The sequence below is a fragment of the Bradyrhizobium sp. SHOUNA76 genome (assembly GCF_023006445.1).
In the GTDB taxonomy this organism is placed as follows: Bacteria; Pseudomonadota; Alphaproteobacteria; order Rhizobiales; family Xanthobacteraceae; genus Bradyrhizobium.
This window is the reverse complement of sequence record NZ_JALBHA010000166.1, coordinates 1-11,801: the sequence shown is the minus strand read 5'-3', so window position 1 is coordinate 11,801 and position 11,801 is coordinate 1. Positions and strand designations below refer to the sequence as shown.

General features: G+C 63.7%; 11 protein-coding genes and 1 pseudogene. 7 read left to right on the top strand and 5 right to left on the bottom strand.

Annotated elements, in window-relative coordinates:
• From MOV74_RS18605 to MOV74_RS18585, 5 genes and pseudogenes are all read left to right on the top strand, one after another.
• Positions 1 to 894: pseudogene (locus MOV74_RS18605) on the top strand (2-oxo acid dehydrogenase subunit E2); the annotation flags it as partial.
• A gap of 49 nt (positions 895 to 943) precedes the next feature.
• Positions 944 to 1,150 (top strand): hypothetical protein, encoded by a 207-nt coding sequence (locus tag MOV74_RS18600; RefSeq protein WP_246925358.1) that lies wholly within the window; start codon positions 944 to 946, stop codon positions 1,148 to 1,150.
• 17 nt (positions 1,151 to 1,167) lie between these two features.
• Entirely contained in the window at positions 1,168 to 2,589 is a 1,422-nt protein-coding gene (gene lpdA, locus MOV74_RS18595; protein ID WP_246925353.1) for a dihydrolipoyl dehydrogenase, read from the top strand.
• Positions 2,590 to 2,770: 181 nt separating this feature from the next.
• A complete protein-coding gene (locus MOV74_RS18590; protein WP_246925351.1) occupies positions 2,771 to 4,012 on the top strand; it encodes a threonine synthase in 1,242 nt (413 codons plus the stop codon).
• An 81-nt stretch (positions 4,013 to 4,093) separates the two neighbouring features.
• A complete protein-coding gene (locus MOV74_RS18585) occupies positions 4,094 to 5,065 on the top strand; it encodes a tripartite tricarboxylate transporter substrate binding protein BugD (protein WP_246925349.1) in 972 nt (323 codons plus the stop codon).
• 95 nt (positions 5,066 to 5,160) lie between these two features.
• Here MOV74_RS18585 and MOV74_RS18580 read toward each other — a convergent pair whose 3' ends face one another.
• The 4 genes from MOV74_RS18580 to MOV74_RS18565 form a co-directional block, all read right to left on the bottom strand.
• Positions 5,161 to 5,547 carry a response regulator transcription factor gene (locus tag MOV74_RS18580; RefSeq protein WP_246925347.1) on the bottom strand — a complete coding sequence of 129 codons (387 nt, stop codon included), beginning with the start codon at positions 5,545 to 5,547 and terminating at the stop codon, positions 5,161 to 5,163.
• 95 nt (positions 5,548 to 5,642) lie between these two features.
• Positions 5,643 to 6,311 (bottom strand): response regulator transcription factor, encoded by a 669-nt coding sequence (locus MOV74_RS18575; protein WP_404979154.1) that lies wholly within the window; start codon positions 6,309 to 6,311, stop codon positions 5,643 to 5,645.
• Positions 6,308 to 8,293, bottom strand: coding sequence for a PAS domain S-box protein (locus MOV74_RS18570; protein WP_246925345.1), 1,986 nt, complete (start codon positions 8,291 to 8,293; stop codon positions 6,308 to 6,310). The genes MOV74_RS18575 and MOV74_RS18570 overlap by 4 nt, the downstream gene beginning before the upstream one ends.
• A gap of 810 nt (positions 8,294 to 9,103) precedes the next feature.
• Positions 9,104 to 9,328, bottom strand: a complete 225-nt coding sequence (locus tag MOV74_RS18565) for a hypothetical protein (RefSeq protein WP_246925343.1) — start codon at positions 9,326 to 9,328, stop codon at positions 9,104 to 9,106.
• A 155-nt stretch (positions 9,329 to 9,483) separates the two neighbouring features.
• Here MOV74_RS18565 and MOV74_RS18560 point away from each other — a divergent pair, with 155 nt between their 5' ends.
• Both MOV74_RS18560 and MOV74_RS18555 read left to right on the top strand, forming a co-directional pair.
• The gene (locus MOV74_RS18560; protein WP_246925341.1) at positions 9,484 to 9,672 is read left to right on the top strand and encodes a hypothetical protein; all 189 of its coding nucleotides are present in this window, start codon (positions 9,484 to 9,486) and stop codon (positions 9,670 to 9,672) included.
• On the top strand, positions 9,669 to 10,028 hold the full coding sequence (locus tag MOV74_RS18555; protein ID WP_246925338.1) for a hypothetical protein: 360 nt from the start codon (positions 9,669 to 9,671) through the stop codon (positions 10,026 to 10,028). The genes MOV74_RS18560 and MOV74_RS18555 overlap by 4 nt, the downstream gene beginning before the upstream one ends.
• Positions 10,029 to 10,103: 75 nt before the next feature.
• Here MOV74_RS18555 and MOV74_RS18550 read toward each other — a convergent pair.
• A partial coding sequence (locus MOV74_RS18550) for a lytic transglycosylase domain-containing protein (RefSeq protein WP_246925334.1) occupies positions 10,104 to 11,801 on the bottom strand: 1,698 nt, incomplete at its 5' end.

The window sequence follows — 11,801 nt, the reverse complement described above, 5'->3', positions numbered from 1 at the left end:
CTGGCCAAGGATGCCGGCATCGACGTGTAGATGGTGACAGGCACCGGTCCGCACGGCCGCGTGGTCGCGCGCGACGTCGAGCAGGCCAAGTCGGGCAAGGGCCTCAAGGCTCCCGCTGCGGCGCCGTCAGGTGCGCCTTCGATCGCACCGACCATGTCGGACAAGCAGATCCTGTCGCTGTTCGAGCCGGGCTCCTACGACATCGTCCCGCATGACGGCATGCGCCGCACCATCGCGCAGCGTCTGACCGCGTCGATCCAGAACGTCCCGCACTTCTACCTCACCATCGACTGCGACATAGGCAAGCTGCTCGCGGCCCGCGAGGAGATCAATGCGGCTGCTCCCAAGGACAAGGAGAAGAAGCCGCTCTACAAGATCTCGGTCAACGACTTCGTCATCAAGGCGATGGCGGTGGCGCTGCAGAGGATTCCGAACTGCAACGTCAGCTGGACCGAGAGCGGCATGGTCAAGCATCACCATTCCGACGTCGGCGTCGCCGTGGCGATGCCCGGCGGCCTGATCACGCCGATCATCCGCAAGGCCGAGACCAAGACGCTCTCCACCATCTCCAACGAGATGAAGGATTTTGCCGCGCGCGCCCGTTCCCGCAAATTGAAGCCCGAAGAGTACCAGGGCGGCACGACGGCTGTCTCCAACCTCGGCATGTTCGGCATCAGCCACTTCACCGCCGTGATCAACCCGCCGCATGCGACCATCCTCGCGGTCGGCACCAGCGAGGAGCGGCCTGTGGTGCGCGGCGGCAAGATCGAGATCGCGAACATGATGAGCGTGACCTTGTCCTGCGATCACCGCGCCATCGACGGCGCGCTCGGCGCCGAGCTGATCGGCGCCTTCAAGCAGCTGATCGAAAACCCCGTCATGATGATGGTCTGAGGCGGCGGCAGAGGGGGCAACCTTGCATGTCCATACCCGCTGGCCATGGATATCGTTGCTGCTCGGCGCCGTCGTCGCGCTCAACCCGATTGGGTTCGATTTTCTTCATTCTGCGTTCTTTGCCGGCGAGCAACTGGCACGGAACATCGCTCAGCCCATCGTGCTCACCGCGCTGGCCGTCATAGTCCTGGCGGTGGTGCTCGAGTGGCTGGTGAGGTCTTTTCTGGTCAAGCGCCGCGCTCGCGGCGCCTCTTGAGTTGAACGGGAGCCGCCATGGCCGATACATCCTTCGACGTCATCATCATTGGCTCCGGTCCCGGCGGCTATGTCACCGCGATCCGCGCCGCCCAGCTCGGCTTCAAGGTCGCGATCGTCGAAAAATCCTATCTCGGCGGCATCTGCCTGAATTGGGGCTGCATCCCGACCAAGGCGCTACTGCGCTCGGCCGAGATCTACCATTACATGCAGCACGCCAAGGATTACGGCCTGTCGGCGGAGAAGGTCTCGTTCGACCCGAAGGCGGTGGTGCAGCGTTCGCGCGGGGTCTCCAAGCGCCTCAACGACGGCGTCGGCTTCCTGATGAAGAAGAACAAGGTCAGCGTGATCTGGGGCGCGGCCTCGATCGACGCGCCCGGCAAGGTCACCGTGAAGAAGTCCGACGTCGAAGCGCCGAAGGGCACGCTGGGCGAGGGGACTTACCAGGCCAAGCACATCATTGTCGCGACCGGCGCACGGCCGCGCGTGCTGCCGGGGCTCGAGCCTGACAAGAAGCTTGTCTGGACCTATTTCGAGGCGATGGTGCCGGAGCGGATGCCGAAGTCGCTGCTTGTGGTCGGCTCCGGCGCGATCGGCATCGAGTTCGCCTCCTTCTTCCACACTATGGGCTCTGACGTCACCGTGGTCGAGGTGCTGCCGCAGATCCTGCCCGTCGAGGACGCCGAGATCGCGGGCCTTGCGCGCAAGCGCCTGGAGAAGCTGGGCATCAAGATCATGTCCTCGACCAAGGTCACGAAGCTGGAGAAGAAGGCCGACAGCGTCATTGCCACCATCGACGACGGCAAGGGCAAGCCGGTCACCACCGAGTTCGAGCGCGTGATCTCGGCGGTCGGCGTCGTCGGCAACATCGAGAATCTCGGCCTCGAAAAGCTCGGGGTCAAAACCGACCGCGGCTGCATCGTGATCGATGGCTACGGCAAGACCAACGTTCCCGGCATCTACGCCATCGGCGACGTCGCCGGTCCTCCGATGCTCGCCCACAAGGCCGAGCATGAAGGCGTGATCTGCGTCGAGGCGATCAAGGGCCTGCATCCGCACCCCATGGACAAGAACATGATCCCGGGCTGCACTTATTGCCATCCGCAGGTCGCCTCGGTCGGCCTCACCGAAGCCAAGGCCAAGGAGAACGGCCGCGAGATCCGCGTCGGCCGCTTCCCCTTCGTCGGCAACGGCAAGGCGATCGCGCTCGGCGAGGACCAGGGCCTGGTCAAGGTGATCTTCGACAAGAAGACCGGCCAGCTGCTCGGCGCCCACATGGTCGGTGCTGAGGTCACCGAGCTGATCCAGGGCTATGTCGTCGCCATGAATCTGGAGACCACGGAAGAAGAGCTGATGCACACGGTGTTCCCGCATCCGACGCTGTCGGAGATGATGAAGGAAGCCGTGCTGGATGCTTATGGAAGGGTGTTGAACATTTGACGGACGCGCCGGCGGGCTGCGGGACCCGTCATCCTGAGGTGCTCGCGCAGCGAGCCTCGAAGGATGGACGGCCGAGCTGCAGCAGCCGGGCCTGTCGCCCTTCGAGGCCTCCGCTTCGCTCCGGCGCCTCAGGGGGACGGGTCTGATAACGAACTACCAGAACAAGAATAGGGAAGAACCCATGCACGACAACGACAACCTCACCATCGAACGTCCGACTTTCGTCACCCATCTCGAATGCGCGATGGAGGGCGATCATTACGCGGCCGATCAGGTCCATAACCTCTCCAAGGCCGGCAAGCCGCTTCTCGTTCGCTACGACCTCGCCGGTGTGAAGAAGGCGCTGACCAAGGACGCGCTTAGCCAGCGTCCCGGCGACATGTGGCGCTACCGCGAGCTGCTGCCGGTGCGCAAATGCAAGGACATCGTCTCGCTTGGCGAAGTCACGACGCCGCTGATCCGGCTACCGAAGCTCGGCACCAAGCTCGGTGGCGGCGAGATCATCGTCAAGGACGAGGGACGGCTGCCGACCGGCTCGTTCAAGGCGCGCGGCCTGGTGATGGCGGTGTCGATGGGCAAGGCGCTCGGCATCAAGCACATGGCGATGCCGACCAATGGCAATGCCGGCGCGGCGCTTGCCGCCTACGCGACCTCCTGCGGCATCAAGACCACGATCTTCTGCCCGGCCGATACGCCCGAGGTGAACGTCAGCGAGATCGAGCTCCAGGGCGCGACCGTCTACCGCGTCAACGGCTATATCGACGATTGCGGCAAGATCGTCGGGGAGGGCAAGGCGAAAGTCGGCTGGTTCGACACCTCGACCTTGAAGGAGCCGTACCGCATCGAGGGCAAGAAGACGATGGGCCTCGAGCTCGCCGAACAGCTCGGCTGGGACGTGCCCGACGTGATCTTCTATCCGACCGGCGGCGGCACCGGCCTGATCGGCATGTGGAAGGCTTTCGACGAGCTCGAGAAGATCGGCTTCATCGGAAGCAAGCGCCCGCGCATGGTCGCGGTGCAGGCCTCCGGTTGCGCGCCGATGGTGCGGGCCTATGACGCCAGCACCGAGCACGCGACGCGCTGGGAGGACGCCCACACCATCGCGTCGGGCATCCGCGTGCCGCAGGCGATCGGCGATTTCTTGATCCTGCGCGCGGTGCGCGAGAGCAAGGGATTTGCCATCGCGGTCGACGACGACAAGATCTCGTCGGCGCTCAACGAGGTTGCACGCGAGGAGGGGCTGTTGCTGTGCCCCGAAGGCGCCGCCACCTATGCCGCCTACAAGGACAGCCTCGCCGACGGTCGCGTCTCGAAGGGTGACCGCGTCATGCTGTTCAACTGCGCCACCGGCTTGAAGTATCCGCTGCCACCGGTCACCCGCACGCTCGACCGCCACAAGCCGATCGATTATTCGCAGTTCTAGCGCGGCAATGCGCCACGAATGATCCCTCTTCCCGTACACGGGAAGAGCAAAAATAATATCGACATCGCTGGGGAGAAGACAATGACGAAGGCCGTCTGGGCTGCGCTGTTTGCTATTCTCGCTGTTTCAGGCGCCGCGCGCGCCGATGATTATCCCTCCCATCCCATCACCATCATCGTGCCTTTCTCGGCCGGCGGCCCGTCGGATGCGATGGCGCGTGTGCTCGCCGAGCGGATGCGCACCTCGCTTGGTCAGGCCGTCGTGGTCGAGAACGTCACCGGCGCGGGCGGCTCGATCGGCGTCGGCCGCGCCGTGCAATCGCCGCCGGACGGCTACACCATCTCCTTCGGCCATCTCGGCACCCACGTCGCCAATGGTGCCGTCTACAAGCTCAAATACGACCTCGTCGCCGATCTCGAGCCGGTGGTGCTGCTGCCGAGCAACCCGATGATCATCGTCAGCAAGAACGCGGTGCCGGCGACCTCGTTGAAAGAACTTCTGGAATGGCTGAAGTCGCGCACCTCACCGCCGACAGCGGGCACTGCCGGCGCGGGCTCCGGCAGCCACATCGCCGGCGTCTATTTCGAAAGCGTCTCCGGCATCAAGCTGCAATACGTGCCGTATCGCGGCACCGCGCCCGCGCTGAACGATCTCATCGCCGGTCAGATCGACATCATCGTCGACCAGACCTCCAACTCCATCGGCCAGGTCCGTGCCAGCACCATCCGCGCTTACGCCATCACCGATAGCAAGCGCCTGTCCTCGGCACCGGAGATCCCGACCGCCGAGGAGGCAGGCCTGAAGGGCTTCAACATGACGCTGTGGTCGGGCCTATGGGTGCCGAAGGGCACGCCGAAGGAGATCGTTGCCAAGCTCAATGCTGCGGCGGTGGAGGCGCTGAACGATCCTGCGGTGAAGAAGCAACTCGAAAACCAGGGGCTGGAGATGACACCGAAGGACCAGCTTACACCCGAAGCGCTCGGCACCCGGCAGAAGGCCGAGATCGCAAAATGGTGGCCGATGATCAAGGCGGCGAACATCAAGGTGGATTGAGGCGGACAGCGCGTGCGGCCGTCTCGTGGGAGGCATCGCGAGAAGCGGGATTGATTTTGGCCGTTGTCACCGTCGCGGTTGCCCGACCGTCGCAATCACTCCATGGCTTCGTCACCTGCTGCCAGCGCCTGGTCCAGGCATTGCATCAGATCCGAGGTGGCGAACGGCTTACCGAGGAAACAGATCGCCCCGGCTTTGAGTGCACGCACACGCACGCTCTCCTCCGGGAAAGCTGTGATGAAGATGAACGGCGTAGCTGAACCGTGCGCGCGCATCTGCGTCAGCAGATCGATTCCGGTCATCAACGGCATCTGGACGTCGGCGATCACGCACGAGGTGTTGTTCGAATCGGTCGACCTCAAGAACTCCTCGGCGGAGGCGAATGTGTGGACGGTGTATCCGCGCGATTCCAAGAGGTTGTTGACCGCGGCCCGCACGAAAGGGTCGTCGTCAAGTACCGAAATGACCGAAGCCGCTGACAAGACGTCCGCTCCTCGCCCCGGATTGAGCTTGCCGTCGCGACGGCCACACCTAAACACGCAAGGTGGACCTGCCAGTCATCATTGGAAACTCATACTTAGGTTTGTACGTCGGACTTGCTGGGCCGAATCCCGAGCGCCTCACTCATTCTCACCAGATCGGCCAGCGACTTCGCGCCCATTTTCCGCATGATCTGGCCGCGATAGATTTTGACGGTGATTTCCGCCAATCCGAGCTTGGCGGCCACTTGCTTGTTCATCAGGCCGGACGTCACCAATGACAATACGTCTCGCTCCCGCGAGGACAGGGTGTCGAAGCGTGATTTGACGGTCGAGACCGTCCTGTTGAGGTCGCGGCGCTCGCGGTCCCGCTCGATCGCAGCCTGGACTGCGTCCAGGATGTCCTGGTCGCGAACCGGCTTTGTCAGGAAGTCGATCGCGCCGCTTTTCATGGCCCGAACGGTCATGGGAATATCGCCATGACCGGTAATGAAGATGATCGGCGTGTGGATATTTGCCTTGGCGAGGTCGGTCTGCAGGTCGAGGCCGCTCGCGCCGGGCAGGCGGATGTCGAGCACGAGGCAACTGGGGACTTCCGGCGGCTTGGCCTGGAGCAGTTGCTGTGCCGAGCCGAATGCTTCGACCTTGAGGCCGACCGACTCGAACAGATTGGCGAGCGCACGGCGCATGGACGCGTCGTCGTCGACGATGAAGACGATTGGCTGTTCGCTTTCCTCCTGCTGCGGCGAAGGCGCACGCTCGGTCACGATGTTTCCTCTCGATGGAGGGGCAGGGTGATTTGGAAAGTTGCGCCGTGGTGCTGGTTCGGTGCGGCGGAAAGTCGTCCGCCATGGGCCTCGATGATGGAGCGGCAGATCGACAGCCCCATGCCCATGCCGGAAGCCTTCGTGGTAAAGAAGGGCATGAACAAGCGCTCTCTCGCCTGTTCACTGATGCCGACGCCGCAGTCGGAAACGCTCACCAGCACCGCGCCATCGTCGCCCGCTGCTGAACGGATCGCAAGCTCGCGCGGACGATCACGGACGCCTTCCATCGCCTCTATCCCATTCATGATCAGGTTGATCAGGACCTGTTGCAATTGGATTCGATCGCCAAAGACCCTGGGCAGTGCCGACCACAGCTCCATCCGTACCGACACGGCGTGGCTGGCCATCTCGCGTTGAACGAGCGCGACGGCCTCGCGCACGACCATGTTGGGGTCGAGCGGAACCATCTCGATGTCGGACCGCTTGGCGAGTGCCCGAACGTGACGGATCACGTCACTGGCACGCTTGCCATCCTCGATGATCCACTCCACGGAGCGGCGGGCCGCGTTGAGATCGGGCGGGTTGCGCTGGAGCCAGGCGATGCAGGCGTCGGCATTTGCGATGACGGCGGCGAGGGGCTGGTTGATTTCGTGGGCGATGGAAGCCGTCAGCTCGCCCAGTGTCGTGACCCGCGTCACATGGGCGAGCTCGGCTTGGGCCTTGCGCAGCGCGTCTTCGGCCTGATCGGCCCGGATAGCCGCAGTTACGTCGGTGCAAACGCCACGATAGCCCAGAAAAACGCCGTCGGCGTCGAAGAACGGCTTGCCGCTGGTCCGAACGTAGATCGTCTGCCGGTTGCGGTCTTTGCTGCGATACACTAGGTCGCGGAACGGAACATGGGCGTCGAGCGCTGCCCGATGTTGTCGCCATTTTTCGGGTTCTAGATCTGAGTCCGGAGCGATGTCCCAACGCGTCAGTCCGATCAGGCCGGCCGGCGCGGTGACGGTATCGGAATGTTCGGATATCTGGGTCACGCGGTGGTCTGGCCCCGTCTCCCAGAACCAGTCAGACGCGGTCTCGGCATAGTCGCGAAAACGCTGCTCGCTATCACGAAGCCTGCGCTCTGCCTGCTTGGTGGCCGTGATGTCGGTCACTGATCCGACGAACTCCACGTGACCGCTGGGATCCCGCATCGCCCGGGCGACCGCTCTCACGTGCTTGATGGAACCGCCGGGCATCACGAGCCGGTATTCGTGGTCGTAATCTCTTCCCTCTCGGGCCGCCCGCCCCGTGGTCTTCTGCACCGCGAGCCGGTCCTCCGGATGGATCCGCTGGAGCATGAACGGGATCTCTGGCGTGGTCCCCTCATCGCATTGGAAGATGCGATAGGTTTCCTTGGACCAGGTGATCTCGCCGGTTGCTGACTTCCAGCCGAAACTGCCGGTGTGGCTCAATTCCTGCGCCTGGGCGAGATAAGCCTCGCTCTGTCGCAGCGCATTCTCCGCTTCCTTGCGCTCGGTGATGTTCTCGCAGGCGACCAGCACGATCGGCCCGCCATCGGCCCGCAGCATGGTCTTGGCATTCTCGCGCACCCACAGCACGGAGCCGTCCTTGCGCACCTTCCGGATCTCCCAGGTGTGGGACTGATCGACTGTCTCAAGGCACAGCGCGACACACGCGCGGACGAAGTCGCGATCCTCCTCGAAAAAGACATCGAGCACCGATCGGCCGATCAACTCCGCGGCCGTATAGCCCAGTTGCCCGGCGCCGAACGTGTTCACGTTGATCACGGTTCCAGCCGGATCGACCATGAAATACATGACGGGGTTGTGCTCGAAGACTTGCTGCCACTGCTTGACCGCTTCCAGCAAACCGGCGTCATCGGGCCGAATGCGCGGCTTGGCGGTAACAGCTTGCCTGATCCGGCCGGCGAGGGATTGCGCGGCAGACTTCCCGAACGTGACGGCCCGGACAGGCTTCATCGCAGACGCTCCCGGCGCTCTCTGCGTGAAGACAAGTAGAGCACGTTGACGCCACAGGAGCAATTCCGGCCAAAGTCGGATGGACGTCACGACGTCGCCTTCGAATGACGGCTCGGCCCCGTCCACTGCGGCGCATCAAGCACGCCATGCCGGCATGGTTTTCACGGTGACCGTGCAATCGAAGCGTCGTGCGCCGTCTCGTTGAACGTGAGCGAGCGCGGGAGCCCCGGGCTGCTACGGACAAACCTAGGTATAGCTCCCCCATTCCTAGTCATGTCGACCATTTACCTCCGTACAATTGGGCGCTTCGTGCCGGTGAACTAACCTCATGACCAATCGGGAGCGTCGACCAGCCAATCGGCAAGCGTACGGGAACCGGGTCTGATGTTTGCGGCCGAGCGGCCTGATCGACAGGCGGCGATCAAGGACAGGCCGCTGCAATTCCCGAGACGGAGCCGCGATCGCGGCAATTCACGATCCGTATGAGGTCCAAGGGAACGAACTGGCAAACGCGCAAGCAACAGAGGGAGACAACAATGTGCGATACATCGCTACTTCCTGAGCGTCGCCTATCCGAGTCCGAACGCTGCGCTTCAAATAACGGCTGTGCGGTGTGTAGCAGCAAGTTTGGTCTGATCCGTTACTATTCGTGGCGCACTGCGCTCTGCTCCAAGAAGTGCGTCGACCGCTTCCGCACACGCCGCGAACGCGACCGCCGGTGGTTGTTCCAGGCCAAGGCCGCATGAGGCTGAATTGGAGAGCTGACATCGTTCGGTAGGTCGGATCCGGGAGCCCATTGTGTTGAACCGCTCATGCAAGCTCTTGTGCTGGTTGGTTCTCCTCGGCTCCGCGGCGACCGTCCAGGCGCAGGAGACGGGACATGGTGCCGTTCATCGCCAGCACCCACCCCAGGACAAGGGGCTGCACGAAAAATTCTATTCGAGCTGGCACATGCCCGACAATCCGAGCCTCAGCTGCTGCAACAGCGCTGACTGCTATCCAACCGACATCAAGTACATCGATGGCCAGATCCATGCACGGCGCAGGGAGGACGGCAGATACATTCTGATCCCACCGCAAAAAGTGGAGCGAAACAGGGATAATCCCGACGGCCGAAACCATCTTTGCGCTCCGCCACCCGCACTATCTCCGTTGGACAGCGTTTACTGCTTCGCTTTGGGAGGTGCCACATGAGATTCACGTTCGTGCTGGTGAACGACCGGACCCCGTTCCGGCAGACCTGGTGCTTGCAGTGCTGCGAGCCGATCGGCGGCAGCTATCTCCGTGAGATCGCCACCCGTCTGCCGTACTGCGACTATCAGTGCTACGCGCTGTTCTGCGAGGCGCTCGCGGAAGATCGCGTGAGGGCGGCTTCATGAAATTCGTGGTGGTCAATCACGAGCCTCCATCGCACGCCGCCACGTGCAGCACATGCTCGCGGTCACTCGGCTCCGGCTATGTCCGGCACGTGCGGACACAGCGCCGCTACTGTGACCACGATTGCTACCGGCGCGGCGAACTCGTGACGCTGTTCATGCAATGGTCGACGCCTGGGCGCACAGGATGGGCCCCCCACGTCGAGCTCGCCGCTGGCAACATGATCGAGATGGTGGCGGTTTTCAGTGCCGTCTCGTGCTGGAGCTGGACGATACACGCCTGGACCTTCGCAAGAGCCTTGACCGGCGCATACTTGGACGGTCGCGATCTGATCACGATGGAAGGAGGTGACACCTAGCTGCGCGACTGCACTCGCGTGGTAGCCGCAGCAACGTAACCTTGCAGGCGCCGCGTCCAGCCTCGGCGGCGCCGACTAGGGAGCGGGTGCTGCGGCCGCCACGGGTGCCGTTGCGCCGACCCCTTGCGTCACCACGCGCTGATCGCTTTTCCCCGCGATCATGCCGCTATCCTCGAACCTTGCGCGATAGACGAGGACATTCTCGATCACCCGCTGGACATAGTTGCGCGTCTCCGACAGCGGGATGCGCTCGACCCAGTCGACCGGATCGACCTTGGGATCCCTGGGATCGCCGCGCGCCTGCACCCATTCGCGCACCCGGCCGCGGCCGGCATTGTAGCCGGCGAAGGTCATGATCTGGTTGCCGCGATATTCCGACAGAAGCGCGCTGAGCTCGGCCGCGCCCATTTGCGTGTTGTAGACGGGATCGGAGACCATCTTGTCCCAATCGTAAGTCAGGCCGAAGCGCTTGGCGGTATCGCGGCCGGCTTCAGGCGTCACCTGCATCAGCCCGACCGCATTGGCGGGTGACTTGTCGCGCTGGTCGAACGAGCTTTCGGTGCGCGCCACCGAATAGATCACGCTGGTCTCGATCGCGGGTGCGACCTGCTGGTGCTCGGGGATGCCGATGGTGGGAAAAGCGTAATGGTCGAGGGCGAGCCCGCGCGCCAGCGCCGACTTGCCGACCTCCAGCATCACGCGCGCATCTTTGCGCTGGCCGGCGAGTGCGCCGAGTCCTTCGAGCGCCGCGACGTCGGTGCTCTCCTTGGCGAAATCCTCGGCATAGTAGAACACCACGTCGCGCTCGCCGATGCCGTAGAGCATGTCGGCGGCGCGCACGCGCTCGTCTGCCGGCGGCGTGTCGACTGCGGCCAGTACGGGCGAGGGCGCACGCAGCTCGATGCGGTCGAGGCCGAGCTTTGCACGCGCAAGCTGGCCGTAATAGGCGGTCGGATAGCGCGATGCCGCCCGATAGCTCATGCGCGCATCGGCGGTCGCGCCCATCGCCTCGGCGGCACGGCCGCGCCAGTAATGGGCGCGCGACAGCGCGATCGGATTGGCCGAGCCTTCGTCGATGGCGGCGAAGTGCACCATCGCAGCCTTGGGATCGTCGAGGAATCTTAGCGCGATCCAGCCGCACATGAAATGATAGTCGACGCGGTAGACTTCCTTGTCCGGCACCGCGGCCGTACGCACCACATCATATGCCGTTTTGAACTTGTCCTGGTCGAGCAGCTTGCGTGCGAGCAGGCGACGCTCGCGCCACCAGGCATCGGTGTCCTGGGCCGCCATGGTGTCGGGCGCGGCGGCCAGGATCACCTCGGCCGCGTCGTCGATCCGGTCCTTCTGGAGGTGCCATTGCGCGCGGCACAGCACATAGCCGAGATCGCGGCGCGCGTCAGCCGGGACGTCCTCGAGATAATCCTTGGCCTTGCTGGCCTTGCCGGTGACGGCGGCGCAGGCCTTGACGATTGCGAGCGCATCCTCGCCGAGCCGTTTTGCGGCACGCCGCGCGCCCGAATAGTCCTTGGCGCCGAGCCGCTTGTCCATGCGGGCACGGTGATCGTCCGCGGTGAGGAGATCGCGGAACGCTTCGTAGGAATCCTCCTCGCTGCGCTCCGACAATTCGTCGGCGCGCCAGGCCTCGCGCACGAGCCGCGCGGCCCTGTCCGCATCGCCCTCAGCGAGCAGCACGCGGGCGAGCGCGAACTTGCCCTTGGCGCTGGTCGGCCGGTCCATGGTGAATGTGTGCACAATGGCGGCGTCGCTCTT

Excerpts from the sequence above, each read along its gene's own strand:
- MOV74_RS18565 (WP_246925343.1), bottom strand. The coding sequence starts at position 9,328 with ATGGATCTGGCCATCGATGTACTTGATGTCGGTTGGATAGCAGTCAGC.
- MOV74_RS18560 (WP_246925341.1), top strand. The coding sequence starts at position 9,484 with ATGAGATTCACGTTCGTGCTGGTGAACGACCGGACCCCGTTCCGGCAG.
- lpdA (WP_246925353.1), top strand. The coding sequence starts at position 1,168 with ATGGCCGATACATCCTTCGACGTCATCATCATTGGCTCCGGTCCCGGC.
- MOV74_RS18555 (WP_246925338.1), top strand. The coding sequence starts at position 9,669 with ATGAAATTCGTGGTGGTCAATCACGAGCCTCCATCGCACGCCGCCACG.
- MOV74_RS18570 (WP_246925345.1), bottom strand. The coding sequence starts at position 8,293 with ATGAAGCCTGTCCGGGCCGTCACGTTCGGGAAGTCTGCCGCGCAATCC.
- MOV74_RS18590 (WP_246925351.1), top strand. The coding sequence starts at position 2,771 with ATGCACGACAACGACAACCTCACCATCGAACGTCCGACTTTCGTCACC.
- MOV74_RS18585 (WP_246925349.1), top strand. The coding sequence starts at position 4,094 with ATGACGAAGGCCGTCTGGGCTGCGCTGTTTGCTATTCTCGCTGTTTCA.